Source organism: Methanocalculus natronophilus (assembly GCF_038751955.1).
GTDB lineage: Archaea > Halobacteriota > Methanomicrobia > Methanomicrobiales > Methanocorpusculaceae > Methanocalculus > Methanocalculus natronophilus.
The window spans coordinates 46607-67192 of the sequence record NZ_JBCEXH010000009.1 but is presented as its reverse complement, the minus strand read 5'-3'; the positions used below and the strand labels follow the sequence as shown (position 1 = coordinate 67192).

20 protein-coding genes are annotated in these 20586 nt (G+C 53.6%); 10 read left to right on the top strand and 10 right to left on the bottom strand.

What is annotated here, in order from left to right; translation table 11 throughout:
* The first annotated feature begins 59 nt into the window (after nucleotides 1-59).
* On the top strand, nucleotides 60-1304 hold the full coding sequence (locus ABCO64_RS09320; protein WP_253460233.1) for a Coenzyme F420 hydrogenase/dehydrogenase, beta subunit C-terminal domain: 1245 nt from the start codon (nucleotides 60-62) through the stop codon (nucleotides 1302-1304).
* A 252-nt stretch (nucleotides 1305-1556) separates the two neighbouring features.
* On the opposite strand, the gene ABCO64_RS09315 is transcribed toward ABCO64_RS09320, so the two are convergent.
* Genes ABCO64_RS09315 through ABCO64_RS09270 form a run of 10 tightly spaced genes read right to left on the bottom strand, consistent with a single transcriptional unit; the run spans nucleotide 1557 to nucleotide 11281 of the window.
* Entirely contained in the window at nucleotides 1557-2357 is an 801-nt protein-coding gene (locus ABCO64_RS09315; protein WP_253460236.1) for a formylmethanofuran dehydrogenase subunit C, read from the bottom strand.
* Between the two features lie 13 nt (nucleotides 2358-2370).
* Nucleotides 2371-4080 (bottom strand): formylmethanofuran dehydrogenase subunit A, encoded by a 1710-nt coding sequence (locus ABCO64_RS09310; RefSeq protein ID WP_292616498.1) that lies wholly within the window; start codon nucleotides 4078-4080, stop codon nucleotides 2371-2373.
* Nucleotides 4081-4086: 6 nt separating this feature from the next.
* On the bottom strand, nucleotides 4087-5400 hold the full coding sequence (locus ABCO64_RS09305) for a formylmethanofuran dehydrogenase subunit B (RefSeq protein ID WP_253460242.1): 1314 nt from the start codon (nucleotides 5398-5400) through the stop codon (nucleotides 4087-4089).
* A gap of 14 nt (nucleotides 5401-5414) precedes the next feature.
* Complete coding sequence (locus ABCO64_RS09300) at nucleotides 5415-5813, bottom strand: molybdopterin dinucleotide binding domain-containing protein (RefSeq protein ID WP_253460246.1); 399 nt, start codon at nucleotides 5811-5813, stop codon at nucleotides 5415-5417.
* Nucleotides 5814-5828: 15 nt separating this feature from the next.
* Nucleotides 5829-6251 (bottom strand): hydrogenase iron-sulfur subunit, encoded by a 423-nt coding sequence (locus ABCO64_RS09295; RefSeq protein WP_253460249.1) that lies wholly within the window; start codon nucleotides 6249-6251, stop codon nucleotides 5829-5831.
* Nucleotides 6251-8275, bottom strand: coding sequence for a CoB--CoM heterodisulfide reductase iron-sulfur subunit A family protein (locus ABCO64_RS09290; protein ID WP_253460251.1), 2025 nt, complete (start codon nucleotides 8273-8275; stop codon nucleotides 6251-6253). Before ABCO64_RS09290 ends, ABCO64_RS09295 begins: the two co-directional genes overlap by 1 nt.
* Nucleotides 8276-8285: 10 nt before the next feature.
* Nucleotides 8286-9203: a CoB--CoM heterodisulfide reductase subunit B gene (gene hdrB, locus ABCO64_RS09285; RefSeq protein ID WP_253460254.1), complete on the bottom strand. Its 918-nt coding sequence runs from the start codon at nucleotides 9201-9203 to the stop codon at nucleotides 8286-8288.
* Entirely contained in the window at nucleotides 9203-9784 is a 582-nt protein-coding gene (gene hdrC, locus ABCO64_RS09280) for a CoB--CoM heterodisulfide reductase subunit C (RefSeq protein WP_253460257.1), read from the bottom strand. The genes hdrB and hdrC overlap by 1 nt, the downstream gene beginning before the upstream one ends.
* Nucleotides 9785-9793: 9 nt before the next feature.
* Nucleotides 9794-10966 carry a 4Fe-4S binding protein gene (locus ABCO64_RS09275; protein ID WP_292616503.1) on the bottom strand — a complete coding sequence of 391 codons (1173 nt, stop codon included), beginning with the start codon at nucleotides 10964-10966 and terminating at the stop codon, nucleotides 9794-9796.
* Nucleotides 10967-10999: 33 nt separating this feature from the next.
* Nucleotides 11000-11281 carry a ferredoxin family protein gene (locus tag ABCO64_RS09270; protein WP_343089329.1) on the bottom strand — a complete coding sequence of 94 codons (282 nt, stop codon included), beginning with the start codon at nucleotides 11279-11281 and terminating at the stop codon, nucleotides 11000-11002.
* Between the two features lie 545 nt (nucleotides 11282-11826).
* Between ABCO64_RS09270 and fhcD the strand changes: the two genes are divergently transcribed.
* The 9 genes from fhcD to ABCO64_RS09225 all read left to right on the top strand — a co-directional run bounded on the left by fhcD (nucleotide 11827) and on the right by ABCO64_RS09225 (nucleotide 20554).
* Entirely contained in the window at nucleotides 11827-12708 is an 882-nt protein-coding gene (gene fhcD / locus ABCO64_RS09265) for a formylmethanofuran--tetrahydromethanopterin N-formyltransferase (RefSeq protein WP_253460263.1), read from the top strand.
* A gap of 173 nt (nucleotides 12709-12881) precedes the next feature.
* Entirely contained in the window at nucleotides 12882-13772 is an 891-nt protein-coding gene (gene mmp11 / locus ABCO64_RS09260) for a methanogenesis marker protein 11 (protein ID WP_253460266.1), read from the top strand.
* Entirely contained in the window at nucleotides 13754-14725 is a 972-nt protein-coding gene (locus ABCO64_RS09255) for a radical SAM protein (protein WP_253460268.1), read from the top strand. The genes mmp11 and ABCO64_RS09255 overlap by 19 nt, the downstream gene beginning before the upstream one ends.
* Nucleotides 14722-15993, top strand: coding sequence for a thiamine pyrophosphate-dependent enzyme (locus ABCO64_RS09250; protein WP_253460271.1), 1272 nt, complete (start codon nucleotides 14722-14724; stop codon nucleotides 15991-15993). The genes ABCO64_RS09255 and ABCO64_RS09250 overlap by 4 nt, the downstream gene beginning before the upstream one ends.
* Nucleotides 15974-17104, top strand: coding sequence for a homocitrate synthase family protein (locus ABCO64_RS09245; RefSeq protein WP_253460274.1), 1131 nt, complete (start codon nucleotides 15974-15976; stop codon nucleotides 17102-17104). Before ABCO64_RS09250 ends, ABCO64_RS09245 begins: the two co-directional genes overlap by 20 nt.
* Nucleotides 17101-18321, top strand: a complete 1221-nt coding sequence (locus ABCO64_RS09240) for a 3-isopropylmalate dehydratase/homoaconitate hydratase family large subunit (RefSeq protein ID WP_253460277.1) — start codon at nucleotides 17101-17103, stop codon at nucleotides 18319-18321. Before ABCO64_RS09245 ends, ABCO64_RS09240 begins: the two co-directional genes overlap by 4 nt.
* Complete coding sequence (locus tag ABCO64_RS09235) at nucleotides 18311-18784, top strand: LeuD/DmdB family oxidoreductase small subunit (RefSeq protein ID WP_371922876.1); 474 nt, start codon at nucleotides 18311-18313, stop codon at nucleotides 18782-18784. The genes ABCO64_RS09240 and ABCO64_RS09235 overlap by 11 nt, the downstream gene beginning before the upstream one ends.
* The gene (locus ABCO64_RS09230; protein ID WP_253460282.1) at nucleotides 18781-19608 is read left to right on the top strand and encodes a DUF7714 family protein; all 828 of its coding nucleotides are present in this window, start codon (nucleotides 18781-18783) and stop codon (nucleotides 19606-19608) included. Before ABCO64_RS09235 ends, ABCO64_RS09230 begins: the two co-directional genes overlap by 4 nt.
* The gene (locus tag ABCO64_RS09225; protein ID WP_253460285.1) at nucleotides 19580-20554 is read left to right on the top strand and encodes an isocitrate/isopropylmalate dehydrogenase family protein; all 975 of its coding nucleotides are present in this window, start codon (nucleotides 19580-19582) and stop codon (nucleotides 20552-20554) included. The genes ABCO64_RS09230 and ABCO64_RS09225 overlap by 29 nt, the downstream gene beginning before the upstream one ends.
* Nucleotides 20555-20586: the final 32 nt, after the last annotated feature.

Here is a 20586-nt window from a genome sequence, read left to right as displayed (position 1 = left end):
ATTCCGGAGTTCAAGGCCTGTGCTGTCACCGTTGAAAAGATCCAGGAGGCCTGATTACGATGGTAGCAAAAGGCGATATGCTCTATGCATGGGCAAAGGAAGCAGAAATTGCAGAGAAGGGTGAGTGCGGCGGTGCGGTATCGACACTCCTGAAGTATGCCCTTGAGAGCAAGACGGTAGATGGCGTTCTTGCCGTAAAGAGGGGTGCAGATGTCTTTGATGCAACACTTGAGGTTATCACCGACCCTGCCGAAATTGCAGGAACTGCTGGTTCACTCCACTGTGGAACGCTCCTCATCCCAAAGATGATCAAGAAGTACCTTGAAGGTGCAGAGAATATGAAGCTCGCAGTTCCTGTCAAGGGATGCGATGCAATGGCATTCTATGAACTTGCCAAGAGGAAGCAGATCAACCTCGACAACATCATCATGATCGGCTTAAACTGTGGTGGAACAGTCAGCCCCGTTGGTGCGAGGCAGATGATCACCGAGAAGTTCGGTATCAACCCTGACGATGTCGTGAAAGAGGAGATTGATAAGGGCCAGTTCATTGTTATCACCAAAGACGGTGAACACAAGGGCATCTCCATTGATGAACTCGAAGAGGAAGGCTATGGCCGGAGGAGCAACTGCCGCCGGTGCAAGGTGAAAGTTCCGCGGCAGACAGATCTTGCCTGCGGGAACTGGGGTGTCTTCGGTGACAAGGCCGGGAAGGCGACCTTTGTCGAGGTCTGCTCTGAGAAGGGTGCGAACCTCGTCGATGGTGCTGCCAAAGCCGGCGTCCTTGAGACCTCTGCTCCGGATCCAAAGGGTCTTGCAATCCGTGGCAAAGTTGAGAATGCAATGCTCAAACTTGGTGACAAGTGGAGGAGTCATGACTTTGAGGCACTCGGTGAAGGCCGCCAGCGTCTTGAGACGATCATGAAGGAGACCGCACGGTGCATCAAATGCTATGCATGCATTGAGAACTGCCCGATCTGTTACTGTGTCGAGTGCAGCACCAGGAAGCCACATCTTGTCACTCCGGGTCAGGTTCCACCAGGACCAATGTTCCACATGATCCGGTTCGCCCATGTTGCCGACTCCTGTATCAACTGCGGCCAGTGCGAGGAACTCTGTGCTATGGATATTCCAAACGCACTCTTCATGCACGCCCAGCAGGTTGAACTTGAGAAGATGTTCGGCTTCACCCCCGGTATCAACATGGACCCACCGGTTCTTGCCTATGCCGAGGAGAGGGTTGAGCGGAAGCGTCTCGATGACACCGGCTCAGACCAGATCTATGATAATATCTTCAAAGAATAAACAATTGAATAGCCATGTGGGAGTCATTCCCACCTGTTTTTTTGACTCTTCTCCAAAATTCTTTTGATCACTTGGTTTTCCTTTAATTCTGTAGGAACAGGGGATTAACCACGATAGAGATTTCATTGCAACATCCGAATCCGGATCATAGGCATCTGAAGCAGGTGCGGCGCAGGTATCTGGAGGCGGTATGAAGCTCACCAAAAAAGATTGCCTGTACCCTGGTAAAAACGAAAAAAAAAGATTTGTAGATTATTTCTTCTGGTAAAGCTTACCGTAGATAATCTGGCCTTTGGACTTGGGGTGGCGCTCGCCGACATCACCGATGTATTCTGCAAATGTCGCCTTCACACCTTCAACCTCAAGCTCCACATCTCCGACGTGCTGGAATCCAGGCATCATGAGTTCAAGAGAACCGAAGAGATAGATCTCTCCCCTGACCATCTGTCCGCCAAGACGGCTTTTTGCATTGCCTTTGATGACAGTCTTTCCGCCATCAGCGTGGATCATCACGTGTTCACCGACATCGCCGTCAATGACGATCTCGCCGCCCATCATGTAGAAACCGGTGTCAGCAGCGACATTTCCCTTTACGTGGATCCTGCCGCCCTGCATCCCTCTCCAGTCGCCACGGTACGCGGCAGCAAGGTAGTTGCCTGCATTGCCCTCAATAACAAGCTCTCCGCCTTTCATGGCGGTTGCTGCAAAGTCTCCGACACTTCCTTTCACAAGGATTTTGCCGCCGGTCATCCAGGCACCGACATACATGTCAGTGCTGCTGTTGATGACAACCTCACCGCTACTCATTCTCGCACCGATGTACTTGACCTTCGCAAGATCACCGTTTACGACAACCTTTGTCTCAGCAGCAGTCGCTCCACCTTTGCCAGCGACGGTGAAATAGTCACCGACCTTGCAGACTGTATTCCCCATGGGCAGGGGGAGATCAGCGATCTCCTGTGCCGTCTTTCCGGCGAGTGCATCGGGATTGAAGACTTCTGCCTCAAGGTACAGCGGGGGCTGCTCTTTGATGGTTAATGTAACTGTATCCATATCTCGACTCACCTCACTGTGTCGCATCGATCTCGATCACATACGGGTTCGCCAGGTAGTGTTCTGCTGAAACCTCGTAGTTGTTCTTTGTCATGGTGTAGAACTTGCTGAACTTCAGGCTGATATCACGTTCGACCTGGGCGTTCTCGTTCGTCTTCACATCGACCCAGAGTGTCCGCTTGTTCCCATTGGAGACGATCTCGCCTTCATTGATGATCAGCTCACCCTGCTTGAAGAGGAACGCGGCATTGGCAAACGCCGTCTCGATTGCTTCGGGATCAGACGCGGTGTCGGGGTTGTAGTCATAGACTGCAACATCGCCGTCCAGACCTGGTGTAAGCGATCCATACATATGAGACAGGCCAAGCACCCGGGCGGGACCCGCACGGGTCATCATCGCGATCTCGGAGAGCGTCAGTTCGCGGTCCATCCCGCCAAGTGCAGTCCGGTCGCGGACCTTGTCCTCGTTCTTCATCGTGGCAAACATCTCGTCACGGGCTTTGGTGCTCATCAGCCACTTCATGACCCGCGGATACCGGGTGAACGGACCTGCATTTGGATGGTCGGTCGTCAGGTGGAACCGCATCATGTCTTTGCCGGCAAGGGCAATCTCAAGACCGGTTGCCCACTGGATACCGCAGACAAAGATGTCGGGGCTGTAGACATACGGTACAACGCCTGAACCCGTCTCGAGCTCAACATCGACATTTGCCCATTTCAGGTGGTTCAGTTCACAGAGATGGTGCTCAAACGGACCGTCTGCGGTCATCGTCGTCGTCTCATCCAGGGTCACGAACCCGATGTCACAGGAGATGTTCTTCTGCGAGTTGACATACTCGGCAACCTCTGTTCCCTTCGACTCGAAACTGCCCCAGGATGTCCCGCCATAGGAGTGGAACTGGATATGCGTGTGGTGCAGCACCTGGTCACGGCCAAAGTCGTTCTTCGCGGTATAGCCGGATGCCAGTTTCAGGGTATCGAGGGTGGTCTCGTAGTTCCCGGGGTTCCCGAGATTGTTGCTGTGCACATGCATGCAGTGCGGGAGTTTGAGGTATTCGTTCGCCTCGATTAACCCTTTCACGATCTCTGCAGGAGTGATATCGAAATACGGAACCGGGTCGTGAATGGTTGTACAGTTCAGACCCCAGCTCCATGCCTCGGTACCGCCGGGGTTCACGTTCTTGATCGCAAAACCCTTGGACATCCTGAGCAGCCATGCAATATAGGCGGCTGTATTCTCGATCTCCTGGTTCTTCAGGTATTCAAGCACAAACCAGTTGTTCCCGAATACCGGATACGCACCCTGGTCAAGGATCGGGGTATCCCGCATCTCTTCATGGGTGTGCCGGGCAAAGAACGGGGGCATCGCCGCTTCCATCACGGTCGTATACCCCATCTCGGCATACTTGTACCCTGTCCGGAAGGTTGTCGGGATCGAGAACCCGCCAGCCATCCTCCGGACACCCCGGGCAACATCCCAGGGAGCGAGGTTCTTGTCTTCCGGCCGGAAGATCCTGCCGACATTCACCTTGGGACCGGCAACATGTGAGTGGATATCCACACCACCCGCCATCACGGTCTTGCCGGATGCATCGATCTCCTTTGCACCTGACCCGACCTTCTCGACGATCTTGCCGTCTTTGATGGCGATGTCCTTTTTGTCTCCGTCAATCCCCTGGACAGGGTCGAAGACAAAACCGTTTTTAATAAGGTATTCTGCCATTGTGGTCTACACTCCCTTGCATTTCCTGACTTCAGCCAGCACTTTCTCAAGGAATTCCTGGTCGGTGAGCACACCTTCGGGCGGGTCAACGATCTTCCTTGTCTCGACCGGGACATTGTCCATCCGGTAGGCGGATCCACCGACCTCGACACCGACAAAGGCGACCGGAACATGGAGTTTGCAGACCGCGGTCGTCGGGGTGAGGTGGGGGTCGATGGCAACAGACGGGAGCTGTGCGATCTTCTGGACAGAGCTCATCGGGAAGTGTGCGCCGGGGTCAGACCCGATAATGAATGCTGCATCTACTTCGTCACGTATGAGCAGGTCGTTCGAACTGGTTTCGCCGGGGTTGTACCGGGCAAACCCGCGGGAGAGATCCACGCAGAACGGGTACCCGAACTGCCAGCCAAGCACCTCGCCGGAGCCGGTGACATTGTAGTGGCCCCGCATCGGCATGATGCTCGCCTTGGTGTAGTCGTTTAAGTCACGGGTCACCGCGATCGCAATGTCGATGTTGTGGTTCTTGCCACGTGACTGGGTCACACCCATCCCGAAGTAGATGATCACGAACCGGGCGCTCTTCAGGAGCTCGGCGGCGCCGTAGATCTGGTCTTTTGGGATGCCTGCAACAGAGTCGGGCAGTTTCTCGCCACGGAACGCGATACGGAGTGCCGAGAGGAGTTCGTAATCCCTGCCCTGCTCAATCTGGAGATGGGCATCCGCAAGTGACGCGGTATCGGTCTTCCTCGGATCGATGACGACCACTTTCCGGCTTTTTGCTCCCTTCCCGGTGAAGAATCCACGGGGATAGATCGAGTATCGTGACATGTGCCGGGGGTGGGCGTGTGCCGGGTTGCAGGCCCAGAATACAACAACATCCGCCCGGTTCATGGCTTCACCCAGCGTACAGGTGGGCAGGCCGACATCCTGGACAGCGATGAGTGAGGGGCCATGGCAGACGGTAGCTGTGTTGTCGACCATACCGCCGACAGCTTCTGCAATCTCGTGGCCGACACTCTGCGCTTCGCAGGAGGTCGAACTCCATCCATACATCAGGGGTTTCTTTGCGTCACAGAGGATCTTTGCGGTGTATTTTGCCGCTTCATCATAGGATACCTCTTTCCAGGTGCCGTCCTCTGCCTGCATCCGGGGCCGGGTGAGCCGGTCCTCTGCCTGGGAGTGGAGGATCTTCTCGGCACCGATTGCACAGGCATGATAGACCTCAAGGATCTTCTTGCCGTCGTCACTCAGTTCGACCTCAAGGTCGTCACAGAGTGTCCCGCAGAAGGGGCATGTGATATCTGATACGATATTTGCCATTCCTGTACCTCTCTCTATGGAAGTCCGCATGCTTTCCGGACAAGCTCCTGTGAATCCAGGATAGTCTCGTTGATTGCCACTTCAACGTCAATGGGGACGCCTTTGAAGCTCGGCATGCCGGTTCCGTCAGTAGTCGGGTCAACGACTGAGTTTGCCCATGGCCCCATCGGGATATAGGCATCTCCGGGGGTCAGACCCTCGGTTGCCTCCACAGCCTTCACAATGACACTTCCGAACTTGCTTGTAACGCGGACATTGGTGTTCTTCCAGACATTCAGTTTCTTCATGTCAGAGGGATTCATCTCGATGATGCCGCATGCCTTTGTATAGGCTTTCTTCTCTTTGCCGCCTTCCATCGATACGCCCTGCTGAATGGTGCGTCCTGTGATCAGGTTCAGTGAAATCTTTGTCACGTTCACAACCTCCGCCTACTGCTCCAGCTCCTTAAGCGGGCTTGGCCCGAGTTCGGTGACGGTATTCACGACATCCTCAACGACTTTTGCCCACTTTGCACCCTCGGATGCAGAGACAAATGTCATCCTGAATCTCTTGTCTTCGATACCCATATTCTTCAGGACACTCTTCATGAGGAACATCCTCTTTGCCGCCTTGTAGTTGCCTTCAAGGTAGTGGCAGTCACCGAAGTGGCATCCTGAGACGAGCACCCCGTCTGCACCGCTTGCAAATGCCTTCATGATGAAGAGGGTATCAACACGTCCGGTACACATGACACGGACAGTCCTGATACCCGGCGGGTACTGGGTTCGTGCACTCCCTGCAAGATCTGCTCCTGCATAGGAGCACCAGTTGCAGATGATGCCGAGGATCTTTGGCTTCCATTCGTCAGACATTACTGCTCACCTCCAAGGAGGAAGGCATCAATCTGAGCGACAATCTGTGGTGTGGTGAAGTGCTGCATCCAGATGGCGCCACCGGGGCAGAACCCTCCGCAGGTACCGCATCCCTTGCATTTTGCTTCAGTCACCTTCATGACGGTGCGTCCGTCTTCGCTCTTCCCAAGGTCAAGTGCTGCATACGGGCAGAGGTCAAGGCACATTCCGCATCCCGCACACTTCTCTTCGATACACATGGCAAAGTATGGTTCGAGCTCGACTTCACCGACATGAATCGGGATAGATGCTGCTGCTGCTGCACCTTCTGCCTGGGCAACAGTATCGGGGATATCCTTTGGTCCCTGGCAGACACCAGCGAGGAAGACACCTGCTGTTGTTGTCCCGCATGGGTTCAGTTTCGGGTGGGCTTCAAGGAGCCATCCATCCATCGACTGGGATACGCCGAAGAGTTTCCTGACAGAATTTGTCTCTTCTGTTGGTACAACTGCCGAAGCAAGCACAACCATATCAAGCTCGATATTCACCGGCTGGCCGAGGAGCGTATCTTCGGTGGTGACATAGAGGTTCTTTGTGATTGGATCTTCTTCGATCTTTGCCACACGGCCACGGATGAACTTCGCACCCTCATCCTGGATACGGTAATAGAACTCCTCGTACATCTTACCGAATGACCGGATATCCATATAGAATATGTAGGACTGTGCCCCTGGAATCTTCTCGTAGAGCTGGTGGGCGTGTTTCAGGGAATACATACAGCAGAACCTGCTGCAGTATGGCTTGCCGATCCCGGTATTGTCACGTGACCCTGCACAGAGAACAAACCCGATCTTCTTCGGGACTTCTCCATCGCTTGGCCGGATCATCTTTCCTCCGGTCGGACCTGACGCACAGATCAGCCGCTCAAATTCAAGTGATGAGACAACGTTGTCGTAACGCTTGTATCCCCACTCGGTCTTCTTCTCGATCGGGAATACTTCATACCCGACGGCAAGGATCGCAGTACCGACCTTGACGGTGACCAGTTCGTCCTGCATCTCAAGATCAATTGCCTTCTTATCCCCGCATACTTCCTCGCAGAGACCACATTTCACACAGGAGTCAAAGTCGATTGTGTAGAGAAGGGGCACAACCTGCGGGTGATAGATATAGATCGCCTTGCGCGGTGCCATCCCGAGCTCGAACGGGTTTGGCTTGATAACCGGGCAGACCGGCTCACAGTCGCCGCACCCGTTACATCCTCCGCCGACAATCCCGCGTGCCTCTGCCTGTTCCATGGTGAGGACGCCGTTTGCCTTCTTCCTGAGGGTGACATCGAAGTTTCCGATATATCCTTCGACACTTTCAACCTCGGTATAGGACATCAGCTCGATATTGGGGTGTCGTAATACATCCACCATCTTGGGTGTCAGGATACACTGTGAACAGTCAAGTGTCGGGAACGTCTTGTCAAGCTGCGACATCCTGCCGCCGATTGTCGGTGACTTCTCGACGAGATAGGTCTTGATACCTGAACTTGCCAGATCAAGTGCTGCCTGGATACCGCCGACACCTGCGCCGACGACCATTGCGGCATGTTCAACCGGCACCGACTTTGGATGCAGATCCTCAAGGAGCCGTGCCTTTGCTACCGCCATCCTGACGGCATCTTTTGCCTTCTCTGTTGCCCCTTCGCGGTCATGCATGTGGACCCACGAGTTCTGCTCGCGGATGTTTGCCATCTCGAACCTGAACTGGTTCATTCCACCTTCCTGGGATGCTCTCCTGAACGTCGGTTCATGGAGACGTGGGGAACATGCCGCCACGACAAGGCCAGTGAGTTTATGCTCTTTGATGGCTTCTTCGATCATAGTCTGTCCCGGCGTTGAACAGACATACTGATATTCGTCTGATACAACGACGTCTGCAATGGTACGTGCATAATCCTGCAGTTCCTTGATATCGATGGAACCAGCGATATTGGTACCACAGTGGCAGATATACACACCAACTCTTGGTTCTTGTGGTTTCTTTTCATCAGCCATAGTACACACCTCACTGGAGTTTGTTCAGGAACGGCTCGCAGGAGATCCCGTGCAGATCAAGTGCGAGGTCCTGCGGGCTCATCCCCTGTGCAAGGCCAAGCAGTTCGGAAAAGTGCAGAACCGGAATTGCCCACTTGACACCGAACTTCTCACCGATCTCGATCTGCCCGCGGTCAAACTGGAGCTGGCAGAATGGACAGACATCGGTGATGGCATCTGCTCCCACCTCGCTCATGTTGATGAGCTTCTCGTTTGTGATGTCAAGTGCATGTGCGATATCATAGCCACGGACACCGCCGCCCGCGCCGCAGCACTGCATCTTCTGGCGATACTGGACAGGCTCTGCACCAAGTGCGCCAACAAGCTCTTCCATCCACATCGGGCTCTCGGTATCACCGACGGCTTCCACCTCAAACTCACGGTCTTTCCGTGGCTTCAGCAGGTGGCACCCATAGTGAACAGCGACCTTGACGCCCTTTAAGGGTGTGTTGACACTGTCAGCGACTTTTGCAACGCCGCAGATGTTCTCATCATAATAGATTTCGGCAAGGTGGCGGACATCGATTGTGCCCTTGAACTCCATGTCGATCTCTTTTAAGACTTCGTTGACATCATCGCGAAGCTCATCGTGGTGTTTGAGTTTGTGGTTTACTTCCCAGATTGACTTATAGCAACCATTGCAGATGAGAGCGATATCCATATTCATCTGCTCTGCAAGGACAAGGTTGCGTGCCGCCATCGACATCCAGACCTTCAGGTCAATTGACCCGAATGCTCCGGGTGCGGGGCAGCAGGAAGCTCCTTTCAGGGGAAGAAGATCGATCCCGAGGTTTTTACTGGTCTTGATTGCCGCAGCCTCAATACCGGGATACCGGTTTGGCGCGATACATCCAAGGAAGAAAGCATACTTGTGCGTATTTCCTGACATTACTGATCCTCCGCCAGAATTTCATCTGCCTTGTCTTTGAGCCCGTAGTGATCAAGGATCTTCTGGATGCCCGGAATAAAGTCACTATATTTCGCCGTTGTTTCAGGTTCAGCCTCAAGTCCGAGTCTGACACGTGCAGCACGGTTTACATCATTATTCGGGACACCGTGGCCGGTTTTGTAAATAAACTGGACGGTATTTAAGAAGTTCTTTGGCACAATCTCACGTGTGAAAGCCAGATTCCTCATCGCCATGATAATATCTGTCGGGGCGATATCACGGGGACAACGGTCTGTACACGAGTAACAGGTTGTACAGAGCCAGAGATCCGGGTCAGTGAGTGCATCGTCTGCGAGCCCGAGAACGGCCCGGCGGACAAATTTCCGGATGCGATACGAACTCCTGGGTGCTGAGGGACACGAGCCTGTGCAGGTGCCGCACTGGTAGCACATATGGGCGATCGTCATCCCGATCTTCTCAACCTTCTCAAGGAAATCAGGCACTGCATCTTCTGTGCGGTAGTACCTGTCTGCCAGTCGGACAGACAGGGTTTCATCAGAGTAACCCTTTGTTTTAGCCATAATGAAACCTCACGCCGTCTCCAGAGCCTTCAGCTGGACTTTCCCGACTTCGCCGGGGTCTTCCCGTACCTGCGAGGTTCGTGGAGTCAGAAGCTTCGCTTTAATCTTGTTGAAGAGATCGGTCTCTTTGCCTTTGACCCTGATGCCGGTCCGCTTCAGGACAATGATATCCTCGCCCGGACAGGCGTTGACACATGCTCCACAGAACATGCAGAAGTCCTTGTTCACGGCAATGACCGGTTCAAGCTCCCGCTTCAGTTCCTTTGCAGGCTTGGGTGTCGGGAGATAGATCGCATTGCAGGGGCAGACCTCGACACAGGTTGAACATCCTGAGGGGCACTTCTCTGCATGGAACGTGATCTCACCTTCAAAGATCTTCTCGACAGTGATCGCTTCCTCGGGGCAGTTCTTCGAACACCACGTGCAGGTACAGCACTCTTCGGTGATCGCTACTGTTCCGGGCAGTTTCTTTGACTCAACTGTCCGCTCAACCTTTATTGCCTCTTCCGGACAGGCTTCCACACATACCGTACAGGCATCGCAGAGGTCCTCGTCCCAGACCACTTCACCGTCAACCGTGCCGGTTTCAGCGGTGAAAGGCTTGTGTTTTACATCTATTGCAGGGCAGATCGCACCGCAGATACCACAATAGTTGCATTTCTCATCATCGACGATAAACTCGGTCTTTGCGGTGATCGCTTTCTGGCGGCCAACCCCTCCGTCCTCGGCACCTTCATAGGCCGGGACATCGCGGTCAATCGCGTCACGCGGACAGATCTCATCACAGATCGTACACCGGACACACTTCTCGTCATCGATAGTGGTCACCATGTCGTATTCCGGGAATCCTTCGTTCTCGAGAATCGGGAGTTTCTCCTCCCCGTCGATCTCCAGGTTCAGCGCCTGGAATGGACACATAATGACGCAGACGCCACAGTAGGAACAGGTCTCTGCATCAACGCTTACTGGTGCGTCGTCAACAGGTGATACTGCCCCTCTGCGAACCGCCCCGACCAGCCCAAGAGAGATTGCCTCTTCCGGACAGGCCTCGACACATATGCCGCATCCCGTACAGGTTTCGCTGTTTAAGATCAGGTTGCTTGTCTGCTGGAGGAGCTTCTGCTCCATCACAACATTGACACCATCTCTTGTCCTGGAGAATTTTGGAAACAAATTGCTCATAGCCATTGATGAATCCCTCTCTTCTCCTCCAATTTAGTGGTTGACTCCGGCACGCCCAACAGGGGCCCGGACAGTCTCCCACGGTCCTACCAGTCTGATAACAACGTAAGGACATGCCTCGACGCATACGCCGCATCCGGCGCAGAGCTCGTTGTTGACGTCAAGAATTACTGCCTTGCCGTCCCGTACACTGTAGATCTTGTCAATGGTGACAGGATCAGTCGTATACAGCTCTAATGCGTTTACCGGGCATGCAACAACACAATTGTTACAACCAGTACAACGCTCCATGTTGATATGCATTGCAAATGCCATGCTATCATGCACCAGCCTTTGTATCGATATGAAAATCGATTACTGAAATGGTTGTTAGATAAGATAGATAAACTTTCTTAATTAATTAGACTGTATATCTTCCTGATATTGTGTGTATATTAAAGGATCTCGGTTAATATTCTGTGCCCGCTAGTAGTGGTACAGTCTGTTTCCTCCATTCTCTATGCGCTTTTTGGATGAATTGTATAGTATTTTTACTATATTGGTGATTACTGTTTGAAATGTTTAAAAAGAGCAGTAAATCCGGTATATTGGTATTTATTTAATAATCGATTTTTGAATGATCCAGATGAAAAAAATGGTATTTCTCCGGCTTTTGGCAAAGGACCAGGCATACAGGTATTGGATGAGAAATCAACAGAAGATCAGGTACACCTGCCCGGACGGGTCTGTACAACATCATTCATCCGGGAACAATTTACGTTAAAACAGTCTCAAAAAATCGTATATCAGGATATGCGGAATAAAAAGAAATCTTCTTTTATCAAGCCTCCCACATATACTCGTAAAGAAGGTGTCTCATTATGGAGTACAACGGAGTCGTCATTGACAATACCTATGCAGAAGGATTCCCAACCTGGGTATCCCGTGTTATTATAACAGCAGTCACCAGGGAATGGGCATACAAATCAGCGGTTGAAGCAACAGGCTTTGCCACATCAACGATCGGATGCCCGGCAGAAGCAGGCATCGAGCGCTTTGTTCCGGCCAGTGAAACACCGGACGGAAGGCCAGGCTATGCCATCCTGATCTGTGTCGGCAAGAAGAAACTCAAAGAGCAGCTTGTCGAGCGTATCGCCGAATGTGTGCTGACCGCACCGACGACTGCAGCATTCAACGGGCTTGATGCCGAAGAGAAGCTCCCTGTCAAACTTCACTTCTTTGGTGACGGTTTCGAATCAAAGGTGGATGTTGGTGGCCGTGAATGCTATTCCATTCCGATCATGGGCGGGGACTTCATCATCGAGGAGGAGTATGGAGCAGTGAAGGGTGTTGCAGGTGGCAACTTCCTGATCATGGGCGAGAACCAGATGAGTGCACTTGTTGCAGCCGAGGCAGCAGTCGATGCGATTGCAGACGTTCCCGGTGTCATCACCCCGTTCCCTGGCGGTGTTGTATCAAGTGGCTCAAAAGTCGGAAGCAACAAGTACAAGTTTATGGGAGCTTCCACAAACGAAGCATTCTGTCCAACAATTCGTGAGAAGGTGGACTCAACAGAGGTTCCGGAAGGTGTTGGTGCTATCTATGAGATCGTCATTGACGGTGTAGACGAGCCAGCAGTAAAAGCTGCCATGGCAGCAGGTGTCAAAGCTTCATGCATGGTTCCGGGCATTGTGAAGATCTCGGCAGGCAACTACGGAGGATCACTTGGTCCCTTCAAGTTCCAGCTTCACGAACTCTTCTAACCTTTTTTTTTGATCAGATCGATCACCTTATATTATCCTGCAAACGATTATTCTGTTAACGAAAATTTCGGCTACAGAACGATCCGGGGTTTTATCATCCTTTTCAGGCTGAAATAAACTGAAAATCTGGAAATTCCTCTCTCCTTCTGTACCGGGTGCGATGGCAGGCCGCTATGAAGCATACAGCAGATCCCTATGTCATAACCTATCCTGAGATCCTCGCGATAGCATCAGAAGATGAACAAGCAGTGGAACTGATAGAGCGGTTTGACTGTATCGGGGGTGCGATGTGGGTAAAACACCACTACAGCAAAAGCCCCCTCGTTCGCTCTGCACGAACTGTTGGCCAGACAACCCGGTATATGCTCTCACCAGGCGCAGTCGATCTTGACCTGATCGGATCCCGTTTCCCTGCAGGGATTGCCCGTGTGGCAGTGAAAGGCCCCGAGATCGGGATTACCTATATCGGGATGGGCGGCGGCGGCGTTGGTGCTTCTGTCTGCCGGGCACACGCCACCGGGGTGATCCGATCCGAATCTGATCCGTGCGGCGGCGGCATGGTTGCAGGTTCGCGTATCGTTCTTCCCCGCCGCCATCGGGTCATCATCGGTGTGGATGACACCGATACGCCGGAAGCGGGTGCCACCTGGACGCTCTGTCATAATATTGCCCGATCAATTGAAGATGAATCGACCCGGTATCTCTCCCATACCATTGTACAGCTCTACCCGGTCGCCTACCGGACAAAGAACTGTGTGGCTGTCGCCTGTGAATTTGCGACAACCGACCCTGCCTCCTGCATTCGTCGCTTCGAGGCACTCGTGAAGCAGCATACGCTCTCTGACGAGACCGGGATGGCGGCATTCACCGGCTTCGATCCCTCGGCGCTGGAGAGCTATGGGTGGAAGGTGAAACGGGGCGAGGTCAGCTGGTCGGCACTGGATACGGTTCGCCCTCTCCTTGATATCAGGATCTCGGGCAGGGGATTGATCGGCGCTGTTGCTGCAATCCCGTTTGTGACCCGGTTTGAGGAGGCACTGCAATTATGCGATGGCACAGACTGAAGGCAGAACTCCTTGCTGCTGGCACATGCCGTCTCACTGGATCAGATGCATCAGGTTTTGTCGCGCAGTCAGCTGCCGGACCAGGTGCAGGAGGGGCAGGCTCGGTCTTCTTCGCAAAACAGGGAAGAAGGGTACGGCTGGCAATATCAAAAAACTCTCCAGTCGAGCTGCATCATACCGGAGACGGAGCCTGCATCCTCAGGTTCGGGTCACTGGAGTGTACCGGAATCCTTGAGCCTCCAGCTCTCCACTGCCCACGCCAGGCTTATATCACGGTTTCAGGGCAGTGTATCTACTCCTGCAGGTACTGTCCGGTGCCGCTTACAGAAGGCCGGGTGAAGACGCCTGATGAGATAGCTGCGCTGATAGCAACTGTTGCAGACAGAATCGATGCCATCTCAGTCACAAGCGGTATTGTTGGATCAATCGAAGAGGAGGAGGAGAGGGTTCTGGCAGTACTGAGGCGGATTATGCCTTCAGACGTTCCGGTCGGGGTCTCGATCTATCCTGGCCCGGAGACGCCAAAAACCCTGTATGATGCAGGTGTTGCGGAAGTCAAATTCAATCTGGAAGCTGCAACACCCGCACTCTGCAGGGAGATGTGCCCGGAGATGTCCTGGGAGGCGGTACTGTATGCCCTTGACCAGTCCGTTGCACTCTTTGGCAGAGGCAACGTCTTTTCGAATGTGATCATCGGGCTTGGGGAGACAGATGCCGAGATGGAGGATTGCATCCGTCTCCTGACGGAAAGGGGTGTTATCCCGGTACTTCGCCCGCTCACTCCGGCAGCAGAACTGGCAGGGTATCCGGTGCCACAGGCGGATCGCCTTCTGAAAATTGCAGGCATTCATAAACGGGCATTGCAGGACGCTGGTCTGGACACACACAATGCAGAGACGATGTGCACGTTTTGCACCGGCTGTGACATCGTTCCCGGGAGGGATTGTACATGAAGGGTTTTGAAGCAGTAGCATGGGCACTCAAAAACAGTGCAGATACCATCTATACCGTACCCGGGTATCCGGTGACGGAGATTGGCGATCTCCTGCGTGTGGAAACAGTCGTCAATGAGAAGACCGCTCTTGAATATGCACTTGGAGACTCGCTATCAGGCAGGCGTTCCGCAGTTCTCGTTAAAAACGTCGGGATGAATGCCCTTGCTGATCCCCTCATCAACGCAACCACGCAGGGGCTCATATCCGGTGTTGTGGTTGTCGCGGGAGATGATCCGGAAGCCCTCTTCTCACAGAATGCCCAGGATTCCCGGTATTATGGGGAACTGGCCATGGCTCCGGTGGTGGAGCCTGATGAAAAAACAATTTTTACCGGATTTTCAGCTGCATTTGAGGCATCTGAGCGCTTTTCACGGATTGCCATCGTACGCCTCACCCCATCCCTTCTCAAATCTGAGGTTGCATTCGAGGATACCGTCCAGGTACTCAGGAACGGACGGCTTGCAGATACTGATCTGACGATTGCCGGCAGGGTGACAAGAGCCGAAAAAGGAACTGCCGGACTCTTTGCCTGGACGAAGCAGTCACCTCTGAACCAGCTTCGTGGAGGTGACATCGGAGTCGGCATGGCAAAAGGCGACTCACAGGTTATCATACCCTATCCCCCGCCACAATTACCTCCCGGAAGCCGGATCATCGAGATCGGGCGGCCGTTTCTCAGGGAGCACCATCAGCTTCTCCCGCCTGCAGTGGGGCGTTCTTCTGAGCGCTTCTCAGACAGGGGTTTCTATAGAACATGCTGCCCTGACTGTCCCTATACACCTCTCCTCTCACTCCTGAAAGCAAAAAAGATGAAGGTTATTCCGGATATCGGCTGTGCTCTTCTCTCCATGAATCCCCCGTATTCAATCGGGGTGGCTTCCTACTGCCTTGGCTCTTCAGTTGCAGTTGCAGCCAGAAGCACATGCATAGCATTGATTGGGGACGGAGCACTCCTCCACTCAGGACTGACCAGCCTCATCGACTGTCATGCAAAGGGATACCCACTCCTTGTGATTGTCCTTGCAAACCAGAGAATGGCAATGACCGGTGGCCAGCCCGTCTCTGACATCTGCCAGTACCTGGAATGGGCAGAGCCCCTGGTCATCCCTGCAGAAGATACCAAAACCCTCGAAGACGTACTCTCTGTACCAGAAGAAGGACAGAAGGTCCTGATCATCCAGGGAAGATGCCCGGAGGATGCAGCATATGAAAAAGTGGAATGTTGAGATCTGTGATGTAACCCTCCGGGATGGTGAACAGACCCCGGGTGTGTCGTTCTCGAATGAAGAGAAGTGCAGGATTGCAAACCTCCTTGATAGTGTCGGGGTTGATGTCATCGAAGCCGGTTTTCCAATCGTCTCCCATACTGAAGCAGGGTGTGTCAGTGCAATCTCACATATGGGTCTGGATGCCCGGATATGCTGCCTGTCGCGGGCCTTACAGTCTGATCTGGACTGTGCGCTCCAGTGTGATGTCGATATGGTCAGCATCTTCATTGCCACCTCTGATCTGCATATGAAGATAAAATACCGAAAACCCCGCCACGAAGTGCTTGAACAGGCCCTCTCGATGGTCGAATATGCCCACGATCATGGGATACAGGTTCGTTTTGCGGCAGAAGACGCCTCACGAACCGATATCTCCTTTCTTCGTGAGATGTATCTCAGGGGAGCAGAATATGGTGCAGACTATGTCTCGTTTGCCGACACCGTCGGCTGCCTGACACCACTTGAGATGGCATCTGTCATCGATCAGCTGGTTATTGATCTCCCAATCCCCCTCTGTGTCCACTGCCATGATGATATGGGGTGTGCTGTTGCCAATACCATCACGGCAGCAGAACGGGGTGCCTACCAGCTTCATACAACCGCGAACGGGATCGGGGAGCGGGCAGGGAATGCATCCCTTGAAGAGGTTGCATGCGCCCTCCGGTTCAAGGGAGGCATTGACCGCTATGATCTCTCGCACCTGCTCACCCTGAGCAGGGCGGTGGCAGACGCATCAGGCATTCCCGTGCCAAAGACGAAAGCCATCGTCGGGGAGCATGCGTTTGCCCATGAATCAGGGATCCATATCGCCGCACTCATTGAGGATTCTGCAACCTACGAGTACATCCATCCTGCCCTGGTTGGTGGGGAGCGGCACTACATACTTGGCAAACATACCGGCAAGAAAGCCATAATCCATATTCTTCAGTCAATCGGCCATGATCTCTCTGAAGATCGGATCTGCTGGATCCTCGATCAGGTCAAGGAACGGGGTGAGAGCAAATGCAGTATCACGCATGATCTCCTCCTCTCGCTCATCCGCCAGGCTGAGGCAGAGGTGAAGGAATGAGCCGCACCCTGACCGAACAAATCCTCGGCGGAACTGCTGGTGAGTATGTTGACCGTTCTGTTGACCGGGCATATGTCCATGATGGTACAGGCGTCCTCACGCTCCAGGCATTCAAGGAGATGGGTGTTCCCCTGGGAATTGATGTATCACGCATCGCCGTTCTCTATGATCATATCTGTCCTGCAAATACCGGACTGACTGCGGATCTCCAGAAAGAACTCAGATCGTTTGCAAAGGAACAATCAATCCCGTTTTCTGACTGCGGCGGCGGCATCTGTCATCAGGTCATGAGCGAGGGATGTATCCTCCCCGGTGAGGTTGTGGTGGGTGCCGACTCGCACTCCTGCACAGGCGGGGCCTTTGGTGCGTTTGCAACAGGTGTCGGTGCAACCGATATGGCTGCAATCTGGGCTTCAGGAGAGACCTGGTTTCGGGTACCGGAGACGATTGGCATCTCGCTCAACAGGTCACTCAGGGGTGCTGCCGAGGCAAAGGATATTGCCCTTTCAGTTGCTGCACGACTCGGTATGGAGGGTGCAACCTACTGTGCACTTGAGTATACCGGAGACGGTGTACCTTCGCTTGATATGGAGAGCAGGCTCTGCATCTGCAATATGGGTATTGAAACCGGTGCAAAGAATGCCATCTTCTATGCCGACGATATCTGCCGCACCTACCTGGGGCAGTTCGGACACCGCATCGCCCCACAGATCCCAGAAGACTGCGGGTATCGGGAGGAGATCGTGCTCGACCTCGATGACATTGTCCCGGTTGTTGCTCTTCCCCACCGGGTTGATACCATCAGTCCTGTCACAGAGTGTACCGGGATCGAGGTGGATCAGGTTCTGCTTGGGACATGCACAAACGGCAGGTATAGCGATCTTCTCAGATTCTCCCGTCTTGTCAGGGGGAAACGTGTTCGTGTCAGAACGATTGTTGTCCCCGCCTCAAAAGCGGTTCTCCTGCAGGCTTCCCGTGATGGCATCATCAGCGACCTGATCGAAGCCGGATGTATCATCGTCTCCCCCGGCTGCGGCCCCTGCCTTGGTATGCATAGCGGTGTTCTTGGCGATGGCGACGTCTGCCTCTCCACAGCCAACCGGAACTTCAAAAACAGGATGGGTGTCGGCGGCACCATCTATCTTGCCTCACCAGCAACTGCGGCTGCCACCGCCCTTGAAGGGTGCATCGCCGATCCTGAGGTGCATTATGCGTGAGGGAAAAGCCGTCTGCCTGGGATCTGATATCGACACCGATCTTGTTATCGCCGGACGATACCTCAGGACAAAAGACCGGTCGGTCTGGGCTACCCATGTCTTTGAGGATCTCGATCCTGCTCTTTCAAACCGGCTCAAGGGTTCAATCATCGTGGCAGGCAGGAATTTCGGCTGCGGCTCCTCACGTGAACAGGCGCCGGTCGCACTGAAGGAGGCGGGTGTGGTTGCGGTAATCTCCCCCCTGTTTGCCCGGATCTTCTTCAGGAACGCCATCAATGTCGGTCTCCCCGTCATTGAAGCGGAGATCCCTGCATGCAGGGATGGAGATCATATCGTCCTCAACCTTGATGGAGGGTGGCTTGAGGCTGCCGGTACCCGGTATACATTCACCCCGCTCTCTCCCCGCATGCTGGCTATCATCCATGCAGGCGGGCTTGTACCCTACTGGAGGGCGAAACAATGATCTTTCCTCCTGAATGTAAGGTGGTCGGCCATGCCTATGAGAAACCGGTTGGAGACAAAGTGTATTTCCTCTCCGAATACCTCGTCAGGCGGGTTCCGGATGGATTTGAACTCCTCAGGGTGACGCCGGATCCGGAAGGTAGCGGCATGATGCGGGATATCCTCCATGAAGAAGTGCTTGCAACAGCTGAGGAGACTGTCATGTATTCCGGGCGGGTAAACCAGCATGATCGTGCAGGCATGGTCCGGCTTGCCCTCAAAACAGGGAAACGCTGCACCATCTTCGGGGCGATGGATGAGCATATAAACTTCGTCCTTGATCCCGATCTCTCTGAATTTGAAACCGTGCATGTCTATGATATACGCCCTCCCCGTGCAAACCTCTCGGTTACCATCGAGATACTGGAGGAGCAGGGGCTTCTTGGAGATTTGAACTGTGTCTTTGAACACCATGTCCGGGATATCTCCATGATCGATGCCGATGTCTACCCCTGCAGGGCAGGCGGCTTTGCCAAAACCCTTGACATGGACAGGATGAAAGGAGGGGAACGGATCGCAGGATGCCTCACGGGACAGCAGCTGTACCAGGAATGTTATGGCCCGGACTTCTCGCTGATCGAGATATGCCCGCTCTCCTCTGTTTCAGAGGAACCGTTTGTTGCCAGATGCTGCAGAAAGGAGAGGAGCGGGATAGGATTGTATAATGGTTTCTTTGGTGCTGTTGTCCATTGGGGTGCATCACCAAAGACCGTGCTTGACGCGGTCTATCTGGTTGTGGAAGAATGGAGGAGACGAAATGGTCAGGATAGCAGTCGTTCCGGGTGACGGGATCGGCAGGGAGGTGATCCCCGTTGCATGGGATGTCATCGCCGCGCTTCACCCGGAATTTGAGTATGTCCCAATTGATGTCGGGTACACCAGGTGGCAGGAGAGCGGCGTTGCCTGCACCGGGGAGGATATGCACATGATGAAAGATGCGGATGCAATCCTCTTTGGCGCAGTGACGACACCGCCGGATCCCTGTTACCAGTCGGTGATTCTTGGCATCCGGCAGGCACTTGATCTCTATGCAAACCTCCGTCCTGTGCAAGGCGCAGGCTTCGATATCATGATCGTGCGGGAGAATTCCGAAGGGCTGTATTCTGGGATCGAGTGGCGTGAGAAGGATCGTGCATGCACAGTACGGGTCGTCTCGGTTGCGGGAAGCAGGCGGATAGCAAAGGTTGCCGTCCGTCTTGCAGAAACACGCAACTGCCTGCTGACAATCGGCAACAAGGCAAATGTCATACAATCCGATCATCTCTTCCGGGACATCTGCTGTGAAGAGGCTTCAAACGCCGGTATCCGCTTTGAAACCTGCTATATCGACTCGCTCGCACTTGACATTCTGCTCCATCCCGCCCACTATGGCGTGATCGTGACAACAAACATCTTCGGTGATATCCTCTCAGATGTCGCAGGCTACCTTGTCGGGGGGCTTGGTATGCTTCCGTCTGCAAATATCGGCGATTCCCATGCGCTCTTTGAGCCGGTTCATGGCTCTGCACCAGACATCGCAGGGCTTGGTATTGCAAATCCGATAGCCGCCCTCAGGAGCGGAGCAATGATGCTGGATCATCTCGGATACCCAGATGATGCGGTACGGATTGAAGATGCGATACAACGTGTCTCTTCCCGCGGCATACAGACACCCGATCTCGGCGGTTCCGCATCCACGCAGCAGTTTGGAGAAGCAGTCAGAGCCGAACTTGAGGTAACCGAAGAATCCTGACTTGCCAGCATCCATATCCTTTCATCATCGAA